At 62.4% G+C, this 20796-nt stretch carries 18 protein-coding genes; 7 read left to right on the forward strand and 11 right to left on the reverse strand.

The genetic code is table 11. The annotated features are described in order from the left end of the window. Positions 1 to 6: 6 nt before the first annotated feature. Positions 7 to 270 carry a DUF2188 domain-containing protein gene (locus PMI07_RS24055; protein WP_024164096.1) on the forward strand — a complete coding sequence of 88 codons (264 nt, stop codon included), beginning with the start codon at positions 7 to 9 and terminating at the stop codon, positions 268 to 270. A 5-nt stretch (positions 271 to 275) separates the two neighbouring features. Here the strand turns inward: PMI07_RS24055 and PMI07_RS24060 are convergent, their stop codons facing one another. Then, the gene (locus tag PMI07_RS24060) at positions 276 to 1184 is read right to left on the reverse strand and encodes a LysR family transcriptional regulator (RefSeq protein WP_024164097.1); all 909 of its coding nucleotides are present in this window, start codon (positions 1182 to 1184) and stop codon (positions 276 to 278) included. Positions 1185 to 1283: 99 nt separating this feature from the next. On the opposite strand from PMI07_RS24060, the gene PMI07_RS24065 reads away from it, so the two are divergent. Further along, entirely contained in the window at positions 1284 to 2294 is a 1011-nt protein-coding gene (locus PMI07_RS24065) for an NAD-dependent epimerase/dehydratase family protein (RefSeq protein WP_007757097.1), read from the forward strand. A 54-nt stretch (positions 2295 to 2348) separates the two neighbouring features. On the opposite strand, the gene PMI07_RS24070 is transcribed toward PMI07_RS24065, so the two are convergent. The 4 genes from PMI07_RS24070 to trxB form a co-directional block, all read right to left on the reverse strand. Further along, entirely contained in the window at positions 2349 to 3470 is a 1122-nt protein-coding gene (locus PMI07_RS24070; protein WP_007757095.1) for an alkene reductase, read from the reverse strand. Between the two features lie 39 nt (positions 3471 to 3509). After that, entirely contained in the window at positions 3510 to 3806 is a 297-nt protein-coding gene (locus PMI07_RS24075) for a helix-turn-helix transcriptional regulator (protein ID WP_007757092.1), read from the reverse strand. Between the two features lie 628 nt (positions 3807 to 4434). After that, positions 4435 to 5331 (reverse strand): LysR family transcriptional regulator VtlR, encoded by an 897-nt coding sequence (locus PMI07_RS24080; RefSeq protein WP_037088219.1) that lies wholly within the window; start codon positions 5329 to 5331, stop codon positions 4435 to 4437. Positions 5332 to 5346: 15 nt separating this feature from the next. Further along, the gene (gene trxB, locus PMI07_RS24085; RefSeq protein WP_007757088.1) at positions 5347 to 6321 is read right to left on the reverse strand and encodes a thioredoxin-disulfide reductase; all 975 of its coding nucleotides are present in this window, start codon (positions 6319 to 6321) and stop codon (positions 5347 to 5349) included. A 234-nt stretch (positions 6322 to 6555) separates the two neighbouring features. Between trxB and PMI07_RS24090 the strand changes: the two genes are divergently transcribed. Next, positions 6556 to 7023, forward strand: a complete 468-nt coding sequence (locus PMI07_RS24090) for an Lrp/AsnC family transcriptional regulator (protein ID WP_024164098.1) — start codon at positions 6556 to 6558, stop codon at positions 7021 to 7023. Positions 7024 to 7049: 26 nt separating this feature from the next. Here the strand turns inward: PMI07_RS24090 and PMI07_RS24095 are convergent, their stop codons facing one another. Beyond that, positions 7050 to 7829, reverse strand: a complete 780-nt coding sequence (locus PMI07_RS24095; protein WP_007757074.1) for a glycosyltransferase family 25 protein — start codon at positions 7827 to 7829, stop codon at positions 7050 to 7052. Between the two features lie 330 nt (positions 7830 to 8159). Here PMI07_RS24095 and PMI07_RS24100 point away from each other — a divergent pair, with 330 nt between their 5' ends. After that, positions 8160 to 9185, forward strand: coding sequence for a glycosyltransferase (locus PMI07_RS24100; protein ID WP_007757067.1), 1026 nt, complete (start codon positions 8160 to 8162; stop codon positions 9183 to 9185). Here the strand turns inward: PMI07_RS24100 and PMI07_RS24105 are convergent. Together PMI07_RS24105 and greA are read right to left on the reverse strand one after the other, a co-directional pair. Beyond that, complete coding sequence (locus tag PMI07_RS24105) at positions 9169 to 10227, reverse strand: glycosyltransferase family 4 protein (RefSeq protein ID WP_037088225.1); 1059 nt, start codon at positions 10225 to 10227, stop codon at positions 9169 to 9171. The genes PMI07_RS24100 and PMI07_RS24105 overlap by 17 nt on opposite strands. A gap of 31 nt (positions 10228 to 10258) precedes the next feature. Continuing rightward, positions 10259 to 10735, reverse strand: coding sequence for a transcription elongation factor GreA (gene greA / locus PMI07_RS24110; RefSeq protein ID WP_024164099.1), 477 nt, complete (start codon positions 10733 to 10735; stop codon positions 10259 to 10261). A 239-nt stretch (positions 10736 to 10974) separates the two neighbouring features. Between greA and PMI07_RS24115 the strand changes: the two genes are divergently transcribed. Together PMI07_RS24115 and PMI07_RS24120 are read left to right on the forward strand one after the other, a co-directional pair. Beyond that, on the forward strand, positions 10975 to 12207 hold the full coding sequence (locus PMI07_RS24115) for a putative DNA modification/repair radical SAM protein (RefSeq protein WP_007757060.1): 1233 nt from the start codon (positions 10975 to 10977) through the stop codon (positions 12205 to 12207). Next, entirely contained in the window at positions 12204 to 13673 is a 1470-nt protein-coding gene (locus PMI07_RS24120; protein WP_007757057.1) for a UdgX family uracil-DNA binding protein, read from the forward strand. Before PMI07_RS24115 ends, PMI07_RS24120 begins: the two co-directional genes overlap by 4 nt. 23 nt (positions 13674 to 13696) lie before the next feature. On the opposite strand, the gene PMI07_RS24125 is transcribed toward PMI07_RS24120, so the two are convergent. Next, positions 13697 to 14905 (reverse strand): DUF2235 domain-containing protein, encoded by a 1209-nt coding sequence (locus PMI07_RS24125; RefSeq protein WP_007757056.1) that lies wholly within the window; start codon positions 14903 to 14905, stop codon positions 13697 to 13699. 106 nt (positions 14906 to 15011) lie between these two features. Between PMI07_RS24125 and PMI07_RS24130 the strand changes: the two genes are divergently transcribed. Next, complete coding sequence (locus PMI07_RS24130; protein WP_007757055.1) at positions 15012 to 16052, forward strand: endonuclease/exonuclease/phosphatase family protein; 1041 nt, start codon at positions 15012 to 15014, stop codon at positions 16050 to 16052. A gap of 148 nt (positions 16053 to 16200) precedes the next feature. Here PMI07_RS24130 and carB read toward each other — a convergent pair whose 3' ends face one another. Further along, positions 16201 to 19689, reverse strand: coding sequence for a carbamoyl-phosphate synthase large subunit (carB, locus tag PMI07_RS24135; RefSeq protein ID WP_007757054.1), 3489 nt, complete (start codon positions 19687 to 19689; stop codon positions 16201 to 16203). 244 nt (positions 19690 to 19933) lie between these two features. Next, positions 19934 to 20761: a LytTR family DNA-binding domain-containing protein gene (locus tag PMI07_RS24140; RefSeq protein ID WP_007757053.1), complete on the reverse strand. Its 828-nt coding sequence runs from the start codon at positions 20759 to 20761 to the stop codon at positions 19934 to 19936. Positions 20762 to 20796 lie beyond the last annotated feature (35 nt).

A 20796-nucleotide genomic window follows, 5' to 3' on the forward strand; every position in this document is an offset into this window, starting at 1 on the left:
GGGAGTATGACCAAGGTTACCTATAAAGTCGTGCCGCATGACGGCGGCTGGGCCTATCGCCAGGGCGACGTCTATTCCGAAACTTTTCCCAGCCATTCCGATGCCTTGCAGGCAGCCCGCATCGTGGCGGCCGAACAACAGGTCGGCGGGGATGCGGAAGAGATCAGCTGGCAGGACGAAAAGGGCATCTGGCACACCGAATACAGCGAGGGTGGCGACCGGCCCGAGGCCGAGGTCATGGATGGCGACGAGGGTACGACCACCCACTGAAAGCGTCAGCCGCGGACATAGTCCAGCAGGCCTCTGACGAGCGCGTCGAAGGTGACGCGCCAGCGGGGCGACGATTTCAGGTTTTCGTGCATGGCGATCCAGGTGTCGAGAGGCAGCTCGAAAACATCCGGCAGCACCCGGACCAGATCTCGATCACGTCGGGCGATGCCGACCTGGCAGATGCCGATGCCGACACCGCCGCGGATCGCCGCCAGTTGGGCGAGATTGCTGTCGGCGCGGTAGCTCCAGCGGATCTGCTCGATATCGGGGAAGGCCGGAGAGGTCATGCGGATACGGTCCGCAGCGGCGCGAACAAAGGCGGTGCGGCGGTCGAAACCGATCAGCCGGTGGGTTGCGAGATCGCCGGGGTTTTGCGGAGCACCATGCCGATCGAGATAGCGGCGATGCGCAAAAAGCCCCAGCGGAATGTCCCCGATATGGCGGGTGACGAGCGCATCCTGGGCCGGGCTAGTCATGCGCACGGCAATGTCCGACTCGCGTCTTAAAAGATCTTCCAGCGAATCCGACAACGACAGTTCCAGCTCCAGCCCGGGATGTTCGTCCTGGAGGGCGGCCAGGATCGGCGGAAGGACTTCGACGCCGATCACCTCGCTGGCGCTGATCCTCACAGTCCCCTTGATCGCGCCGATCTCGCCCGAGGCCAGCCGCTGCATGGCGGCGGCCGTGATGGCGAGGTTTTCCGCATAGGGCTTCATCGCCAGCGCCGGCTCGGTGGGCAGCAGGCCCTGCTGCGAGCGGGTGAAGAGCTGGTAGCCCACCGCCTCTTCCAGTGCGTCGATATGGCGGCCGACGGTCGGCTGGGTCAGGCCGAGTTCGCGCGCGGCCGCCGAGAGTGAGCCGAGCCGCAGGACGGCGAGGAAGGTGCGGTAGAAGTCCCAACTGATGTCATTCATTTTTGTATGGATGCCAAAGAAATTCTGCCAATTCCGTATAGAAGCAAAAGGCGCGATAGTCCAGCCAGCGAAACGCAACCAACCGGAAGGACTATCGCAATGTCCGAACAATCAACCTCAAAACCCGTCGCCCTCGTCCTCGGTGCCACCGGCGAGATCGGCGGCCATGTGGCGCGCGGCCTTGCCGCCCGCGGCTGGACCGTCCGGGCGCTCAATCGCAAGGCCGGGGAAACGGCCAAGCGCGAGCCGCGTTTTCACTGGCTTCAGGGCGATGCGATGAATGCCGCCGACGTCCGCCGGGCTGCCCAGGATGCGAAGCTCATCGTCCATGCGGTCAATCCGCCGGGCTACAAGGACTGGGAAAAGCTGGTCCTGCCGATGCTCGACAATACGATCGCTGCTGCCCGCGCCGTTGGTGCCCGTATCCTGCTGCCCGGCACGGTCTACAATTACGGGCCGGACGCCTTTCCCGAGATCACCGAGGAGAGCCCGCAGAACCCGGTGACGCGCAAGGGCGCGATCCGGGTGGAGCTGGAGCGGCGACTTGAAGCCGCGTCGAACGACGGCGTGCCGGTGCTGATCGTCCGGGCGGGTGATTATTTCGGTCCGGGCGCTGCCAATAGCTGGTTTGCCCAAGGTTTGGTGAAGCCCGGCAAGCCGGTGACATCGGTCAGCCGGCCGAATGCCCGGGGTGTCGGGCATCAATGGGCCTATCTGCCGGATGTCGCCGAAACCATGTTGCGGCTGATCGACCGCCACGCGGAGCTGCCGCGTTTCGCCCGCTTCCAGATGCGCGGCTTCTGGGACCGGGATGGCGGCGAGATGATCGCGGCGATCGGCCGGGTGGTCGGGCACGAGGTCAAGGTGAGGGCATTCCCGTGGTGGCTGCTGAAGCTCGGTTCGCCCTTCGTGCCTGTATTCCGCGAGCTCGGCGAGATGCGTTATCTCTGGAAGGTGCCGGTGCGGATGGGCAATGAAAAGTTGCTCGCCTTCCTCGGTGAAGAGCCGTCGACGTCGATCGATGAGGCGGTGAGGGCGGCGCTTGTTGATCTCGGCTGTATCGAGCCGAAGCCAACCAAGGCCGCCAAGCCGGTGGCGCTTCTTGCCTGAACAATAATGTTAAATGGAAAAGGGCCGCTTTTGGGCGGCCCCTTCCGAGGTTCATCAGGCCACCGCTTCGAGCACCGGGTAGTCGGTATAGCCCTTGGCGCCGCCGCCGTAGAAGGTGGACTTGTCGGCCTGGTTGAGCGGCGCATTGTCCCTGAAGCGCTGCACGAGGTCCGGGTTGGCGAGGAAGAGCTTGCCGAAGGCGACTGCATCGGCATAGCCGCTTTCGACGGCTTCGATGGCGCTTTCGCGGTCGTACCCGTTGTTGACCAGCCAGCCGCCGGTGCCGCCGGCCTTGCGGTAGATGCTCTTGAGCTCCTGGTAGTCGAAGGGCTTGTCGCCCTGGAAGAAGGCGCGGTCACCGCCGGTCGCACCTTCGACGACGTGGATGAAGGAGAGGCCGCGGGGGCCGAGCTGCTCGACGACATAGTTGAAGACGGCCTGCGGGTCCGGATCGCTGACGCCGTTTGCGGGCGTGACCGGCGACAGGCGGATGCCGACGCGGCCGGCGCCGATTTCCCGGGTGACGGCATCGACGACTTCGAGCACGAAGCGGGCGCGGTTCTCGATCGAGCCGCCATATTCGTCGGTGCGCTGGTTGGCGCCCAACTTGAGAAACTGGTCGATCAGGTAGCCATTGGCGCCGTGCAGCTCGACGCCGTCGAAGCCGGCGTCGATCGCGGCGCGGGCACCCTTGGCGAAGTCACCGACGATGCCGGCGATTTCGGAGGTTTCCAGTGCGCGGGGGGCGGAGGTATCGGCGAAGGCGCCGCTGCCATCGGGATTGAGGATATAGGTCTTGCCGCCGGCGGGAATGGCCGAGGGTGCGACCGGGGCCGCGCCATTCGGCTGCAGCGAGACATGCGAGACGCGGCCGACATGCCAGATCTGAGTGACGATCTTGCCGCCCTTGCGATGCACGGCCTCGGTCACCTTCTTCCAGCCCTCGATCGCCTGCGGCAGGTAAAGGCCCGGCACATCCGCATAACCCTGGCCCTGCTGGGTGACCGGCGTGCCTTCGGTGATGATGAGGCCGGCGGTGGCGCGCTGTTCGTAATAGGTGACGTTGAGGTTGTTGGGGATCGCTTTCGGCGAGCGGTTGCGCGTCAGCGGAGCCATGACGATGCGGTTCGAAAGTTCGATATCGCCGAACTTGGTCGGATCAAAAATGCTGGCCATCGGAAATTCCTTATACGGTTGAGGGGCGGCGGGCCGGATCTAGAGGGTCGATCGGAGCTCGTCGAGGAAGGCCGCGATGTTCTTCTCGTCGCGGTGGTAAAATGCCCATTGGCCGACCCGGTCGATTTTCACCAGGCCTGCCTTTTCGAGCGTCGAAAGATGCGCCGAGACCGTGGATTGGGAGAGGCCGCAGCGTTTTTCGAACTGGCTGGCGCAGATGCCCATTTCGAGCGGGTGCGCCTGATCGGAGAAATGGCGTTCCGGCTCCTTCATCCATTCCAGGAATTCGACCCGGGCCGGATGCGCCAGCGCTTTCAGAATTTCCGTCTTGTCCATCGTCAGGATCCAAATATCGGAGTTTCCCGATATATAGATCGTCTGAAGCCGATTTAAAGGAAGCGGTTTGCGGAGACGCGAATGATTGTAAAAAAAATGGGCCGCCGGATCGCTCCGAGGCCCAATAATTGTGAAGGTCAAAACCTCCAGAGGGGAACAGCCAGCACAGACAACAGGGACGTCGTCGAAGCGCGCCGGCTGACCTTAATATGGGGAGACCGGTTCCCCTCGACAAGGGTGCGGCTGAGATATTGAACGGAAGTTTCGAGGTGGATTATGACGGGTGAAAACTAGCCGAATGATCCAATGCCGGTTCGGGGCAGATCCAGGGCAAAAAAGAGGGCCACTGGATTGCTCCAGGGCCCTATAATTGTGAAGGTCAAAAAACCTCCAGAGGGGAACAGCTGCTGCGGCGGAACTGGGAGGAAAAGCCGCCATGTGCATCAGCTGTGTGCGATATGGTGGTTTTTTGTGCAGCGAACAATAGTCTTTTGTGCAGGCCAGCCATGCGCAGGCCGCAATGCTTTTGTTTGATGCGCTCAATGGTTACATATCAGGCAACCGCAGAATCGTGAAAACCCCTTGGTTTCTGGGCTTTAACGGGCCGGCCAGGTCTGGGCGCGCGGGGTCAGAAGTTCCAGTTGCGCGCTTTGCCGACCACGAAATCGCGGAAGACTTTCAGCTTCGCCGCGTTCTTCATTTCATCCGGGTAGCAGAAATAGGTATCGAAGGACGGGATGTCGGCATTGATCGCCAGCTGAATGAGGCCCGGGTCGCGGCCGACGATATAATCCGGCAGGCAGGCGATTCCGATTCCCAGCAGGCAGGCGCGCTTGATCGAGGTCTGGCTGTTGATCTGCAGATGCGGCGTGCGGGTATTGTCCGATGACCGGCCGGCATATTCCAGCCAGTTGACGTCGAGCAGGTAGTTCGGCGCCGGTTCCCCGAACGAGATGATGCGGTGGTTGTCGAGATCCTCGACGGACTGCGGCTCGCCATAACGGTTGATGTAGGAGGGGGCCGCATAGACGTGCATATGCACGGTGAAGAGCTTGCGCTGGATGAGATCGGACTGGACCGGCTGACGCAGGCGAATGGCGCAATCCGCATGGCGCATGTTCACGTCCACCTCCTCGTTGTCGAGGATCAGTTGGATCGACATTTCCGGATAGAGCTGCAGGAATTCCTGCACCTTGTCGGTGAGCCAGCCCTGGCCGAGGCCGACCGTGGTGGTGACGCGCAGCTTGCCGGACGGCTTTTCAGTCGTTTCGGTGAGCTGCATCTTCACGGTTTCGAGCTTCAGTAGCACGTCGTGGGCGGTGCGGTAGAGCAGTTCGCCCTGTTCGGTGAGGATCAGGCCGCGCGCGTGGCGATGGAAGAGCTTGACCCCGACATCCTGTTCCAGCGCGCTGACCTGGCGGCTGATCGCCGACTGGGAAAGATGCAGCTTGTCGGCCGCATGGGTGAAAGACCCTGCCTCCGCCGCCGCGTGGAAAATGCGCAGTTTATCCCAGTCGAGCGGCACACCCATCGTTCAACGTCACTCCGCGGCTATGGCGACCGGCTGGATGCCGGAGAGGTAGCGTTCGGCCTCGAGCGCTGCCATGCAGCCCATGCCGGCGGCGGTGATCGCCTGGCGGAAGGTATCGTCGGTCACGTCGCCGGCGGCGAATACGCCGGGCACGTCGGTGGCGGTCGAATCGGGAGCCGTCCACAGATAGCCGTTCGGCTTCATCTTCAATTTGCCCTTGAAGAGCTCGGTCGCCGGCGCATGGCCGATCGCCACGAAGACGCCGTGGATCGGGAAGTCGGTCACCGCACCCGTCTGGGTGTTGCGCAGCTTGACGCCCTCGACGGAGGGCGGCATCGGCGCCTTGGCCGGCTTGCCGGTGATCTCGGCGATTTCGGTGTTCCACAGCACGCTGACATTCGGGCGCTGGAACAGGCGTTCCTGCAGAATCTTTTCCGAGCGGAAACTGTCGCGGCGGTGCACGACCGTCACGGACTTGGCGATGTTCGACAGGTAGAGCGCTTCCTCGACAGCGGAATTGCCGCCGCCGACCACGATCACGTCCTTGTTGCGATAGAAGAAGCCGTCGCAGGTTGCGCAGGCGGAGACGCCAAAACCCTGGAACTGCTGCTCGGTTTCGATGCCGAGCCATTTTGCCTTGGCGCCGGTCGAGATGATGATCGTCTCGGCGGTCCAGACCTGGCCGGAATCGGTGCGCACCGTGAAGGGACGATGGTTGAGCTCGACTTCGGTGACGAGATCGTTGACGATTTCGGCGCCCACGTGGGTCGCCTGCTTGAGCATCTGCTCCATCAGCCAGGGGCCCTGGATCGGGTCGCCGAAGCCCGGATAGTTCTCGACATCCGTGGTGATCATCAACTGGCCGCCCTGTTCCATGCCGGCGATCAGCACCGGTTTCAGCATGGCGCGCGCTGCATAGATGGCGGCCGTATAGCCAGCCGGGCCGGAGCCGATGATCAGGACCTCGGTGTGACGGGAGGACATGGACAATTTCCTTTCAAAGACCGGTCGACGTTTCGTTGCCCCTCATATAGGTGGTCGATGTCCGGTCTGCCGCTTTAGAAGCGCCATGTAAGATTGATCCATGCAGCAATGCAAGGGCAGCCTTGCACTAACAACAGATCAGTTGGCATGGAAACGGCGCTGAACCGCTTGACGACATATTCTTGCTTAAAATTCGTCTTGCGATAAAAGCACTGCAGAATGAAGGGGACTTCCGTGCTTCGCGCCGATCTTGATGCCATCGATCTAAAAATCCTCCGGGAATTGCAGCGCGACGGGCGCATGACCAATGTCGAGCTCGCGGAACGCGTCGGCATTTCGGCGCCGCCCTGCCTGCGCCGGGTGCGCAAGCTCGAGGAAGCCGGCATCATCGAGGGTTATCACGCGCTGCTCAGCGCCCCGAAACTGGGCGTCGATCTCGTCGCCTTCTGCATGGTCGGGCTGAAGCGCCAGTCGGACGCGGACCTCAAGGCCTTCGGGGCGAAGGTCCAGCAATGGCCGATGGTGCGCGAGGCCTGGATGGTCAACGGCGACAGCGACTTCCTGCTGCGCTGCGCTGCCCAGAACCTTACCGTCTTCCAGGACTTCGTGATCGAGGTGCTGACCGCCGACCAGCATGTGGACACGGTGCGCACCATGCTGACGATCCGGCAGGTGAAGCAGCTGGGTCTGGTCGAGATCTGAAGCGCACCGGCGCCGCCGACGTTTCGTCACTTGCTCCCGGCAGGGCGGAACCGCTTCTTGTGAATGAAGGCGATCAGCTTGTCTTCCATCAGGCGCCGCTGCTTGGCGAGCGCGTAGAACCATTTCCGCTTGTTGGTTTTTCTGGCGCGGCCGGAGCTTGCGAGGATTTCGCTTTGCGCGTCGGTCGTGGTGACGGGCGAGGGCCAGAAGGAGTAGCCATGGCCGGTGCGGGTCAGCCAGTGGCGGAAATAATTGTCAACGGGGGCGAACATCTTGCGATGCTCCTCGATGAACAGCCGGGCGCCTTCGCGCGACCAGACGATGGCGCTGGTCGTCATCGGAAAGTAATGGGCTGCTACCAGTTCGCAGTCGTGGCCGCCGATGCCGTAGCGGGCGAGCGGCGTTGCGATCTTCAGCTTGTTGTTGCCGATGTTGATCAGCCGCCAGTCGGGATCGACCTTTTCCAGATCGGGGAGGGCGGCTTGAAGCAGTTCAACCGGATTGCAGAGCGGCAGGGCGTCGTCTTCCAGCACCAGCGCATAACGAGCATCGGACTTCAAAAAATGTTCGGCGACCTTCAGGTGGCTGCGATAGCAGCCGATTTCGCCGCCCACAAGAGTGCGGCCCATGTAGCTCTCAGCGCGTTCCGCGTCGTAGTCCTGGATCGTCGAGAGATCGAACTTGCGGCCGTCGACGGCGGAAATCCGCTCGAAGGCGATGCCATAGGCCGAAAGCCGGTCGCTGATGGCTTTCAGGCGGTCATTGCTGCCATCCAGATTGATGACATAGGTCTCAAGCGATTGCATTTTACCCTTTTCCGGCAGGCAGGCGCAGCGGCGTTTCACCCGCTATGGCCGCTTCCGTTGCCGGTAGACTTGTGATGGTCGAAGCTTTTCGACGTTGCTATATCGTGGCCGGACGGTTTTTGGAACAGCGCGGGTCTTATGCCGGATAGCATCGTTGGCGGGGGTGCTGAAGTCCTGCGACAGGCATCCTGGGCAGGTTCAACATTTCAGGGACAAGCATTCCCGCCCCCCCTTGCGCGGGGTTTTCAACCGTAACATATAGGCGGCGCTGCCTATAGATGCTGGTTTCAGGTATAAAGCGGCGGAAACAGACAGGCGAGGCGACGATCGATGCGGGTTCACCAGTATATTTTCGGCAAGGACGGCGGGGCGGAGAAATTCTTCGTGCACCTGGTCGGCGCGCTTGCACGGCGCGGCGTCGAGCAGACGGCCGTGATGCGCTGGAACCGCCGCTGGAAGCCGGATGTCGAGGCTCATGCCAAGGTGATCGAGAGCAATTTCCGCAACCTGTCGATCGATCGTATCCTTCTGCCGATGAAGGTGCTCTCCATGGCAAAGCGGGACAAGGCCGACGCGATCATTTCCTGGTCCACCCGCGGTGCCCGCCTGATGCCGGACTATAAGGGCGGTATCAAGCTCTCCCGTCTCGGCGACTACCCCACCCATCTCGGCTATTTCAAGAATTCTGACATTCTCGTCTGCAACACGCCGGGCATTGCCGACCATGTGCGCAACAATCTCGGCTGGACCCGCGGCGTCGAGGTGATCTCGAACTTCACCGATACGTCGGTCGTGGCGCCCGTCTCGCGCTCGGTTGCCAACACGCCGGAAGGCGTGCCGCTGATCATGACGATGGGGCGTTTCGTCAAGCGCAAGCGTTTCCACCTGCTGATCGAGGCGATGGCGGCGGTGCCGGACGCCTATCTGTGGATCGCCGGCGACGGCGAGGAACGGGAAGCGCTGGAGGCGGTCATGCGCGAGCACAAGATGGAGAACCGGGTCCGCTTCCTCGGCTGGCACAAGGATACACGCCCCTATCTTGGGGCCGCAGACATCTTCATCATGCCGTCCAGCCACGAGCCGCTCGGCAACGTGATTTTCGAGGCCTGGGCGCAGAGCAAGCCGGTGATTTCCTCGCGTTCGGAAGGGCCTTCGTGGTTCATGCAGCACGGCGAAAACGGTCTGCTTGTCGATATCGATGACGTCGCCGGTTATACGCGCGCCATCAACCAAGTGATCGCAGATCCTCAGCTGGCTGCGAGCCTCGGCGAAAAGGGCAGGGCGACGCTGGTGGGGCAGTTTTCGGAAGAGGCGATCGCCAACGCCTATATCGAACTGTTCAAGCGGAAGCCGTGATCCGGTAGATATTGCCGAGCAGCTTTGCTTCGCCCTCGATGCTGAAATTTTCGAGCGCGTGGGTGCGGGAGCGGAGCGCGGCGGCCTTGCGGCGAGCCTCGTCGTCCATGAAGGCGGCCGCCGCCTCGGCCATGGCATCGACGCTGTCGCGGGCGATGATCAGGCCGGTTTCCTCGTCGCCTGTCACCAGAAGTTCAGGGAAGGCGCCGACGTCGGTAGCGATCACCGGGACCGCGGTCGCCATAGCTTCGAGCGGCGTCAGCCCGAAACCCTCCCAGCGCTGCGGCGCGATGAACAGGTCGAGGGCGCGATACCATTCGTTGATATCGGTGTGTTCGCCGACGAACAGGATGCGGTCAGCAAGGCCGGCGGCAGCGACCTTCTTCTTCAGGCCGTCCTCGAAATCCACATGCGGGCCGGTGGCGCGGCCGGCGACGATCACCGACCAGTCCTTGCGGTCGGCAAGCACCTTGATCATCGAATCCACGAAAAGATCGGTGCCCTTCTGGCGGCGCACGCGGCCGAAACAGCCGACGATCTTCTTATCCGGATCGAGGCCTTTGGCGCGCTTTGCCTCGGCCTTGTCGGAGGGCGGCGAGAAGCGGTCGGTGTCGATGCCGTGCAGCACGACGGTGTTCTTGACGGCCAGATAATCCGCCGTCTTGCCGCTGGTGGCGATCACGGCGTCCATCTTCGAGACCAGCCATTTTGTCCAGCCGGTGTGATGGCGCTGAGAGGCGGAGGTGAAGACGATCTTCATCGGCATGCGCAACACGTCGCGCATGAAAACTGCCGGGAGCATCTCGATATTGCGGCGCGCGTGCCAGATCCGGCACCGCCGGCCGCGCGGCGGCGACCAGAGGCGGAAGAGGTCCCGATAGCGGATATGGGCCAGGTCGGCGGGCAGGCCGGGGCCAAGCGCCGCCACCTTCTGGCCGAGCGATCTCTGGACGGGAACGAGCTGGATGATCGTCGATGTGACGCCGGAGAGGCGCCGCTTGAAATTCGGCGCGATCACTTCGACGTCACGGATATCGATGATGGCGGGGTCGCCTTGTTTGCCCACGGGCGTATCAGCCCCAGGAAATGGCGAGGATTTCGTAGGCCTTGGAGCCGCCGGGGGCGACAACTTCGATGGAATCGCCCTTTTCCTTGCCGATCATCGCACGCGCGATCGGCGAGGAGATGGAGATGCGGCCAGCCTTCACGTCGGCTTCCTGGTCGCCGACGATCTGGTAGATCTTTTCCTCGTCGGTGTCCTCGTCGATGAGCTTCACGGTGGCGCCGAACTTGATCTTCGAGCCGGACATCTTCGACAGGTCGATGACTTCTGCACGCGCGGTCAGGTCTTCCAGCTCGGTGATGCGGCCTTCGTTGTGGCTCTGGGCCTCCTTGGCGGCATGGTATTCGGCATTTTCCGAAAGGTCGCCATGGGCGCGCGCTTCCGCGATTGCCTCGATGATACGGGGACGCTCCTCCTGCTGACGCCAGCGCAGCTCCTCTTGCAGCTTGGAAAAACCACTCTGCGTCATCGGTACCTTTTCAACCATTTCCTTGTCCTTCAGGCGCATGCCCGCGGATACCGCGGACACAAAAAGAAACAGGTTCCGGAGCGAAACTTCGGAACCATCGTAAAATCAGAATGTAGGTCACTATAACAGAATTTCGACAGCGAACGCTAGGAATTTCGAAACCTTGTCCGTGTGCCCCTCCTTCACCATGAGATTGCAAGCGGCACCGTTTGTCAATGACTTGACGGGCTGAAAAAGAACATTTAGTGAACACTCTAATGAAGAAGTCGCTGAAAGAACGCCTGGCGATCCTTTCGGATGCCGCCAAATACGATGCATCCTGTGCCTCCAGCGGGACCGTGAAGCGGGACTCGTCCGCGACAGGCGGGCTCGGCTCGACGGAGGGTTCGGGCATCTGCCATGCCTATGCGCCGGACGGGCGCTGCATATCGCTCCTGAAGATCCTGCTCACCAATTTTTGCATCTACGACTGCGCCTATTGCATCAACCGGTCGTCCAGCAATGTGGAGCGAGCCCGCTTCACGCCGGAGGAGGTGATCTGGCTGACGCTGGAATTCTACCGCCGCAACTATATCGAGGGCCTGTTCCTCTCCTCCGGCATCATCCGCTCCTCCGACCACACGATGGAGGAGATGGTGCGGATCGCCAGGGAACTCAGGACAACCCATAATTTCCGCGGCTACATCCACCTGAAGAGCATTCCGGAAGCGTCCGCGCATCTGATCGAGGAGGCGGGGCTTTATGCCGACCGGCTGTCGATCAATATCGAGTTGCCGACCGACAGCGGCATCAGCCGGTTCGCGCCGGAAAAGCGGCCGGAGAACATCCGCCGGTCGATGGGCAAGCTCAGGCTGAAGATCGAGGAAATGGCCGATCCGACGCTACAGACGAAACGGAAGAAGACGTTCGCGCCGGCCGGGCAGAGCACGCAGATGATCGTCGGCGCCGACGGCGCCAGCGACGCGACCATTCTCGGCACCAGCGCCCGGCTTTACGGCAGTTATGGTCTGAAGCGCGTCTACTACTCCGCCTTCAGCCCGATCCCGGATTCGTCGAAGACCCTGCCGCTGATCAAGCCGCCTTTGATGCGCGAGCACCGGCTCTACCAGGCGGACTGGCTCTACCGGTTTTACGGTTTCGAGATCGGCGAGATCACCGCGACTCAGGCGGGCGGCATGCTCGACCTCGATCTCGACCCGAAGCTCGCCTGGGCGCTCGGCCATCGTGAACGGTTCCCGGTGGACGTCAACCGAGCGGAGAAGGAGATGTTGCTGCGGGTGCCGGGTTTCGGCGCCAAGACGGTGAAAGGCATCCTCTCGTCGCGGCGGTTCGGGCGGCTGCGGCTCGACGATCTGAAGCGGCTCGGCGTGTCGCTCCGGAAGGTGCAGCCGTTCATCACGGCGGAGGGCTGGACGCCGCACCGGCTGGTCGATCGGACGGATCTCAGGGCAATGTTCGAGCCGAAGCCGGAGCAGTTGTCGTTGTTATGAGGTACCGGTTTTCGCTGCGGGGCAGGGGGGATCTTACCGAATGGCGCGATGCCGCCCGCGCCTTCCTCATGGCCGGGATCGTGCCGGAATATGTCGAATGGCGGACGATGGACGATGCCGACGGGCTGTTCGGTTTCGACGAGAACCACCTGCCGCCGCCGCACCCTGACTGCGAGCCGATGACGGTGTCGCCCGCCTTCATCCGGCTGGCGCAGGCGGTGCTCTGCCATTCCGACCCGACCCGGTTCGCGCTGCTCTACCGCATGCTGTTTCGGATGATGCATGGCGGGGTGATCCATGGCCGGCATCTGCTGCAGATGGCGACCGACCCGGACGTGGTTGCCGCCAGCCGCATGGCGAAATCGGTCGGCCGCGACTATCACAAGATGACCGCTTTCGTGCGCTTCAAGGAACTGCCGCTCAGGGAAGGCACGGCCGGACGGCGGCGCTTCATTTCCTGGTTCGAGCCGGATCATTTCATCGTCGCCCGGGTGGCGCCGTTCTTCCAGCGGCGCTTCACCGACATGGACTGGCTGATCGCGACGCCGAAGGGCTCGGCCTCCTGGGACGGCGAGACGCTGCGCACGACCGACGAGCCGGCGGAGAAGCCCGACCTGCGAGACGAGACGGACGAGCTTTGGCGCACTTACTACGCCTCGATCTTCAACCCGGCGCGGCTGAAGGTGAAGATGATGACCACCGAGATGCCGAGGAAATACTGGAAGAACCTGCCGGAAGCGGAGCTCATTCCGGGGATGATCGCCAATGCCGAGGCCAATGTGATCGAGATGGCGCGCAAGGCGGCGAGCGAGCCCTTGCCCTTCCATCACCGCATCCAGAAGGCGGCCGCCAGGGCGCCGGCGGAGCCCATGGCTGCTGCCGGTACGCTTGCGGCGCTGAAGCAGGAGGCGCGGCACTGCACGCGCTGCGACATCCATTGCTTCGCGACCCAGACGGTGTTCGGCGACGGTCCGCCGGACGCTCGGGTGATGTTCGTCGGGGAGCAGCCCGGCGACCAGGAAGACCTGGCGGGAAAACCCTTCGTCGGGCCGGCGGGAAAACTGTTCAACGACGTGATCGGCGAGGCCGGCATCGACCGGCGGTCGCTCTATATCACCAATGCGGTGAAGCACTTCAAATACGAGCCGCGCGGCAAGCGGCGCATCCACCAGAAACCGAATATGGGCGAAGTCAGGCAATGCCGCTGGTGGCTGACCCAGGAGCTGGAACTGGTGAAGCCAAAACTGGTGGTGGCGATGGGCGCGACGGCGCTGTTTGCGCTGACCGACATGCGCCAGAAGCTGGAGGATATCAGGGGCGAGCCCATTGCCATGGACGAGGGGCGCATGCTCTTCGTGACCGTGCACCCGTCATACTTGCTGCGCATTCCCGACGAAGGGAGAAAGGCGGAGGAGCTGGTCCGGTTCAGGGAAGACATGCGCCGGATCAAGCGCTTGGCGGCGTGAACGGAGAGAATGATTCAGGCCGCTTAAGGGACGAAAGTGGGGTTGTTCGGCAGGTTGGGTGGGGTGTAGGTGCCAGCGTCCAATCGGGTTTTGACCGACTCGTGAAGCTTCGCTCCGTCCGGAATGAAGCGCCGGTCTTCGAGCGGCAGATAGATTCCGCTGCGATCCCCACGCTTGCGCCACGAGCTTTCGGGAACGCGCCGCGGCAGGTATTCGAGGATTTTCCAGCCCTTCGACATCGAGTCGTGAAGATCGGCTTTCGGATCCAGGGGCACATATTTATTGGCGTTCCTGCCGAGGACGATATTGTTGATCGTGCGGGTCACATAGAAGAGGCCGGTCGGGCCGGTTTCGCGGATCATCCAGTCGAGCGGGATCTTGATCTGGCTGCTCTGCGCCTCGGGGTAACCGCCGCCGATATCGCCGTGCACGCCGGCAAACCAGACTTCCTTGAAATCCTGTTTCACGACGGTTTTCGGCTTGAACGGGCCGCCCCAATAGTCCTGGTCCGCCATCCACAATTCCGGCTGGAACATGGTGCGCCGCTCGTCGATCGCCACCGCGTGGCGCACGCATTCGACGCTCGGGTTCTTGCGGGTGAAGGGATGGGTCTTCAATTGCGGGCGCCACTTGCCCGATTCGATGACCGAAGCCACGGTATCGAAAAGGCCGAGGAGCGCGATCGGCGGACGGTCGTTGCGGAGCATTCTCTCATAGAGGCGCATACTGGCAAATGCCGACGATGCGTCCTCGTCCTCGACCGCATCTTCCTTGCGCTGTTCCTGCTCGGGAATGCCCTTGTAGGTCTTGTAGGCGTAATCCAGCAGGTTGAGGTGATATTTCGTGGTCAGGCCGAAGGCATGGATGAAGCCGGCAAGCACACGTGCGGAATAGGCGCCGCGGCTGAAGCCGAAGATATAGAGGCGGTCGCGATCCGAATGCCGGCCATCCACGTTTTTGGGGCCGCGATCATAGTTTTCGACGAGGAAACGATAGGCTTCCTTGACGTTCTCGTCCAAACCCCAGCCGGTGGCGAGGCCCCAGACTTCGAAGGCCTTGCGATAGAATCTCGACCAGGAATTTGCAGCCCCGAAGGTGCCGACGCCGGGGTCGTAATAGACGATCTGCCTCTCGGACCGCTCCAGCGTTCCGAACAATCTGAGGATATTGGTGCGGTCGGCGGATATTTCGTTCGACGTACCGTCGAACAGAATGACGATATTCCTCGACATGGTTTCCCCCGGATGATCCCGACCGAAGAGTATCATCACCCTGTCATGTTTACAATTTTAAGTAGCTGTATCAGTCTTGGCATTCGTCGTTTTGCGGGAGGCAGGCATGGCCGATTTCAGATTCGCGACCTTCAATCTCTATCATTTCGCCGAGCCGGGCATTTTCTGGCACGAGCGGGATCCCAAATCGACCTACACGCCGGAGCAGTGGCAGGCCAAGCAGGCCTGGATCATCGGCATGCTGGCGCAGATGAATGCCGATGTGGTCGGGTTCCAGGAAGTGGTTTCATTCGAGGCGCTGAAGGACCTGGCTGCCGCTGCCGGTTATCCGCATTTCTACAATGCCGGCGCGCCGATTTTCGACGACCAGGATCCGGCGATCTATGTGAACGCCACCGTTTCGATCGCCTCGCGCCATCCGTTCGCGCAGGTCGGCGACCTGATCGGCGTTGCCGATATCGACGTCGATACGGTCGTCGATCCCGGTTTCAGGTTTTCGCGGACGCCGGTCGCCGCACGCATCGACCTGCCGGGGATCGGCGGGGTGGACATCTATGTCTGCCATCTGAAATCACAGGGCGCATTCGTCGATCCCCGCGACGTCGATCCGATCACGGACTGGGCTGCGAAGATCAAGACCTATTATGCGCTGCGCAATGCCGCCGGCGTCGACCAGGTCGCCAAGCGTGCGGCCGAAGCCGGCGTCGTCTACCGGCTCTTCCGCCGCGCCATCGATCGCGACAACGATGCGCCGGTCCTGCTGCTCGGCGACCTCAACGAGGGGCCGGATTCGCACACGATCGGCATTCTGACCCAGGGCGAGCGGGTGTTTTCCTGGGGCAGCATCCCGGGCAACGGTGTTCCGCCGGAATTCGCCTTCCTCAAACATGTCTACAAGCTCTACGACACGTGGCCCCTCGTGCCGACCCAGCTTCAGGGCCGGCCGATCACCCATAGCAGTTCGGGCCACGGATCGATCCTCGACTACGCGATCGTTTCCAACGGGCTCAATCCGAACAATCCGCGCCGGCGCGGCACGGTGACCAAGGTGGAGATCTTCGACGATCATTTCCGGGATGGGCCGCCGAAGGGCATTGCCTCCGACCACGCGCCGGTCATCGTCACCATCGCGGGACGCGACACTTGAAGGCAGGAGGGCGTCGAGCCGCTCTCCCTTCGATCGCATCGCCTCTTCGCCGAGTTTTGCAGGCGCCGTTCAGGTGGATGTCGCGGAAATCAAGGCTGAAGGCAAAGGTGCGCGCGGCCGAAGGTCTCCCTCGGCTGCGCGATCAATGTCAGGCGAAATAGCTCTGCAGCGGGCGGACTTCGAGGTTGCCGGCTTTCAGCGCCTTGATCGCCATGGCGGCGGCTTCGGCGCCGGCCATGGTGGTGTAATAGGGCACCTTCTGCATCAGCGTCGCGCGGCGGAGCGATTTGCTATCCGAGATCGCCTTGTTGCTGTCGGTCGTGTTGATGACCAGCTGGACCTGCCGGTTGCGGATCGCGTCCTCGATATGCGGGCGGCCTTCCAGCACCTTGTTGATGCGGGTTGCGGAAATGCCCTGTTCGGCGAGGAAGCGGGCGGTGCCGCCGGTTGCCAGAACCTTGAAGCCGATATCGGTCAGGATGCGGATTGCCGGAAGCACGCGGATCTTGTCCTCGTCGCGAACCGAGACGAAGACCGTGCCGTCGCGCGGCAGTTCTACGCTGGCGCCGAGCTGCGACTTGGCGAAGGCCAGCGCGAAATCCGTGTCGAGGCCGATGACTTCGCCGGTCGAGCGCATTTCCGGGCCGAGCAGGATGTCGACGCCGGGGAAGCGGGCGAATGGGAAGACGGCTTCCTTGACGGCGATATGCTTCAGGTTGCGCGGATCGGGCTTGGTGCCGTAGGCGGCGAAGGTCGCGTCCAGCTTTTCGCCGGCCATGACGCGGGCGGCAATCTTGGCGATCGGCGCGCCGATGGTTTTTGCCACGAAAGGCACGGTGCGCGAGGCGCGCGGGTTGACTTCGAGAACGTAGACCGTGCCGTCCTTGATGGCGAACTGGACGTTCATCAGGCCGACGACATGCAGGGCCTTGGCCATGGCCTTCGCCTGGCGCTCCAGTTCGTCGATCATCTCGTTGGAAAGCGTGCGCGGCGGCAGCGAGCAGGCGCTGTCACCCGAATGGATGCCGGCTTCCTCGATATGTTCCATGATGCCGGCGACATAAACGTCGGTGCCGTCGCAGACACAATCCACGTCGACTTCGATGGCGTTGCTGAGGTAGCTGTCGAACAGAAGCGGGTTCTTGCCGAGCAGGGTGTTGATCTGGCCGGTCTTGTCGTTCGGGTAACGCTGCTTGATGTCTTCTGGCACTAGGCCCGGCACGGTGTCGAGCAGGTAGGTCTGCAGCATCGATTCCGAATGGATGATCTGCATGGCGCGGCCGCCGAGAACATACGACGGGCGCACGACGAGCGGGAAGCCGATTTCCGAGGCAACCAGACGGGCCTGCTCGACGGAATAGGCGATGCCGTTGTTCGGCTGGTTGAGGTCGAGCTTCATCAGAAGCTTCTGGAAACGATCACGGTCTTCGGCAAGGTCGATCATGTCGGGCGCGGTGCCGAGGATCGGGATGCCGTTCTTTTCGAGCGCCTCGGCGAGCTTCAGCGGGGTCTGGCCGCCGAACTGGACGATGACGCCGACAACTTCGCCCTTTTCCTGTTCGGCGCGCAGGATCTCGATCACGTCTTCGGCGGTCAGCGGCTCGAAATAGAGCCGGTCCGAGGTGTCGTAGTCGGTCGAGACGGTTTCCGGGTTGCAGTTGATCATGATCGCTTCATAGCCGGCATCCTTCAGCGCGAAGGCGGCGTGGCAGCAGCAATAGTCGAACTCGATGCCCTGGCCGATGCGGTTCGGACCGCCGCCGAGGATGACGACCTTCTTGGCGGTCGACACTTCCGCTTCCGAGCGCAGTTCGCCGACGAAGGGCGTTTCATAGGTCGAGTACATGTAGGCGGTCGGCGAGGCGAATTCGGCGGCGCAGGTGTCGATGCGCTTGAAGACAGGCCTCACATTCAGGCTGTTGCGCAGTTCCGCCACTTCCTTCGGACGCTTCTTGGTGAGGCTTGCGAGGCGGGCATCGGAAAAGCCCATGGCCTTCAGCATGCGCAGGTTCTCGGCATCGTCCGGCAGGCCGTGCTCGCGGACGCGGGCTTCCATGTCGGTGATGCCCTTGAGCTGGGCGATGAACCACGGATCGATCTTGCAGGCCTCATGGACTTCGCCTTCGGTGAGGCCGAGGCGCAGCGCCTGGGCGACCATGCGCAGCCGGTCCGGCGTCGGCGTGCCGATCGCGGCGCGGATGGCGTTCTTGGAGTTCTCGCCGTCCTCGAAGCCGGGGATTTCGATCTCGTCGAGGCCAGTCAGTCCGGTTTCCAGGCCGCGCAGCGCCTTCTGCAGCGATTCCGCGAACGTGCGGCCGATCGCCATGACTTCGCCCACCGACTTCATCGCGGTGGTCAGGATCGGCGAGGCGCCGGGGAATTTTTCAAAGGCGAAACGCGGGATCTTGGTGACGACGTAGTCGATCGACGGTTCGAACGAGGCGGGCGTCGCACCGCCGGTGATGTCGTTGTCGAGTTCGTCGAGCGTATAGCCGATCGCGAGCTTGGCGGCGACCTTGGCGATCGGGAAGCCGGTGGCCTTCGATGCGAGCGCCGACGAGCGCGAGACGCGCGGGTTCATTTCGATGACGACGAGGCGGCCGTCCTTCGGGTTGACGGCGAACTGCACGTTCGAGCCGCCGGTCTCGACGCCGATCTCGCGCAGCACCGCGATGGAGGCGTTGCGCATCATCTGGTATTCCTTGTCGGTCAGCGTCAGAGCCGGCGCGACAGTGATCGAATCGCCCGTGTGGACGCCCATCGGATCGATGTTCTCGATCGAGCAGATGATGATGCAGTTGTCCGCCTTGTCGCGGATCACCTCCATCTCGTATTCCTTCCAGCCGAGCACCGACTCCTCGATCAGCACTTCGGTGGTCGGAGAGGCATCGAGGCCGCCGCCGACGATCTCGAAGAATTCCGAGCGGTTATAGGCAATGCCGCCGCCGGTGCCTCCCATGGTGAAGGAGGGACGGATGATGGCGGGCAGGCCGACCACGTCGATCGCCTGGGCGGCAATTGCCATGGCGTGGCTGATATAACGCTGCTTGCGGTCGGTCTCGCCGAGGTTCCACTGGTTTTCGAGCTCGTCGAGTGCCTTGTCGAGTTCGGCGCCGGTGAGGCTTTCCTTGACCCGGTTGCGCTCGATCTCATGGGTCTTGCGGTCGGCGTCCTTGATGTCGGTGGCATTGGCCAGCATCGACTTCGGGGTTTCGAGGCCGATGCGGGACATCGCTTCGCGGAACAGGGCGCGGTCTTCGGCCATGTCGATGGCGGCCGGCTTGGCGCCGATCATCTCGACATTGTAGCGGTCGAGCACGCCCATGCGCTTCAGGGAGAGGGCGGTATTCAGCGCCGTCTGGCCGCCCATGGTGGGCAGAAGCGCGTCCGGACGTTCCTTGGCAATGATCTTGGCGACCACTTCGGGGGTAATCGGTTCGACATAGGTGGCGTCGGCAAGGCCCGGGTCGGTCATGATCGTCGCCGGGTTGGAATTGACCAGGATGACCCGGTAACCTTCCTCCTTCAGCGCCTTGCAGGCCTGGGTGCCTGAATAATCGAACTCGCATGCCTGGCCGATAACGATCGGACCCGCGCCGATGATGAGGATCGATTTCAAATCTTGGCGCTTGGGCATGGGGTATCTTTCCGCTTTTTTCCTGCGCGGAAAACCGGCGCGGTGTGGAGAGGCACCGGTCGGGTCGCGCGCGCATGTCTTTTCAGGCTAGACGCGGCTTATAGGCAAATGTTCTGGCGAACGGAACCCCATAAATCGCCAAATCGACAGGAAAAGCGTTCGGCATCACTTGCCGACAAACCAGCTTTTCGACAACGTCGCCACCGGCGTTCCGGCGGCAACGCTTCCTCGTGCCGGTCACCGCCTAGCGGGAGAGGTCGCCGAAGCGGGCGCGCACCGTATCGGCATAGGTGCGGCTCACGGGGATCTCGGTGCCGTCCTTCACAATGACGAAAAGCTTGCCTTCAATACGTTTCAGCGTCTCGACATGGGCATCCGCCACCCAATGGGAGCGGTGCACCTGCAGGCCGAGCGTGGGTCCAAGTTCCTTCAGGGCGTCGGCGAAGCGCAGGAGGACCAGTTCATGGCCGCGGCTGGTGACCACGTCGGTATAATGGTCCTCGACCGAAAGCCGCAGGATTGCGCCGCGGTTCTGGGGTTTCAGCCGGGCGAGGATCTCGGGTTGGGCTGGGGGCGAAGCGGCCGGCACCACGGCAGGCGAAGGCGATACAGGCGGGGCTGGTGCGGAAACCTCGGCGATCTGCCGGTGCATGGCCGTGTAGGTCAGAAGACAGAAGAGGGCGCAGAGCGGCAGCGCGAACAGCGCGCGGTGGAAGCCGGTCTCCATCTCGGCCCAGCGGCCGAAGAAGGCGAAATCGATGGCGCCGAGAGCGAAGCCGATCGGCAGGGCCGCGGCCAGCGACCCGATCATCATGCGGGCGAGCGTGTGGTTGAGATGCGGGCGCAGCAGGATTTCAGCCATCAGCGCGAAACAGATGGCGATCGTCCAGGTAACCGCGTGGACGGTCAGCCAGTAGCCGAACCGGATGCCGAGGGTCATGCGCTCGAACGTGCCGTAGGGGCCGGTGACGACGAAGATCAGGATGACCAGCGTAAAGGTCGCCCAGAAGCGCCAGGAGCGGGTGAAGAGCTGCAATTCACGAAGCGTGGAGCTCAAAAACGGGTGATTCACGAAGTTTGTCCGTTGTCTGCGCCATTCCGGTTGAG

Source organism: Rhizobium sp. CF080 (assembly GCF_000282095.2).
GTDB lineage: Bacteria > Pseudomonadota > Alphaproteobacteria > Rhizobiales > Rhizobiaceae > Neorhizobium.

Excerpts from the sequence above, each read along its gene's own strand:
- PMI07_RS24100 (WP_007757067.1), top strand. The coding sequence starts at position 8,160 with ATGCGGGTTCACCAGTATATTTTCGGCAAGGACGGCGGGGCGGAGAAA.
- PMI07_RS24070 (WP_007757095.1), bottom strand. The coding sequence starts at position 3,470 with ATGGCCAGCATTTTTGATCCGACCAAGTTCGGCGATATCGAACTTTCG.
- trxB (WP_007757088.1), bottom strand. The coding sequence starts at position 6,321 with ATGTCCTCCCGTCACACCGAGGTCCTGATCATCGGCTCCGGCCCGGCT.
- PMI07_RS24115 (WP_007757060.1), top strand. The coding sequence starts at position 10,975 with ATGAAGAAGTCGCTGAAAGAACGCCTGGCGATCCTTTCGGATGCCGCC.
- greA (WP_024164099.1), bottom strand. The coding sequence starts at position 10,735 with ATGGTTGAAAAGGTACCGATGACGCAGAGTGGTTTTTCCAAGCTGCAA.
- PMI07_RS24125 (WP_007757056.1), bottom strand. The coding sequence starts at position 14,905 with ATGTCGAGGAATATCGTCATTCTGTTCGACGGTACGTCGAACGAAATA.
- PMI07_RS24120 (WP_007757057.1), top strand. The coding sequence starts at position 12,204 with ATGAGGTACCGGTTTTCGCTGCGGGGCAGGGGGGATCTTACCGAATGG.
- carB (WP_007757054.1), bottom strand. The coding sequence starts at position 19,689 with ATGCCCAAGCGCCAAGATTTGAAATCGATCCTCATCATCGGCGCGGGT.
- PMI07_RS24130 (WP_007757055.1), top strand. The coding sequence starts at position 15,012 with ATGGCCGATTTCAGATTCGCGACCTTCAATCTCTATCATTTCGCCGAG.
- PMI07_RS24060 (WP_024164097.1), bottom strand. The coding sequence starts at position 1,184 with ATGAATGACATCAGTTGGGACTTCTACCGCACCTTCCTCGCCGTCCTG.
- PMI07_RS24065 (WP_007757097.1), top strand. The coding sequence starts at position 1,284 with ATGTCCGAACAATCAACCTCAAAACCCGTCGCCCTCGTCCTCGGTGCC.
- PMI07_RS24095 (WP_007757074.1), bottom strand. The coding sequence starts at position 7,829 with ATGCAATCGCTTGAGACCTATGTCATCAATCTGGATGGCAGCAATGAC.
- PMI07_RS24075 (WP_007757092.1), bottom strand. The coding sequence starts at position 3,806 with ATGGACAAGACGGAAATTCTGAAAGCGCTGGCGCATCCGGCCCGGGTC.
- PMI07_RS24055 (WP_024164096.1), top strand. The coding sequence starts at position 7 with ATGACCAAGGTTACCTATAAAGTCGTGCCGCATGACGGCGGCTGGGCC.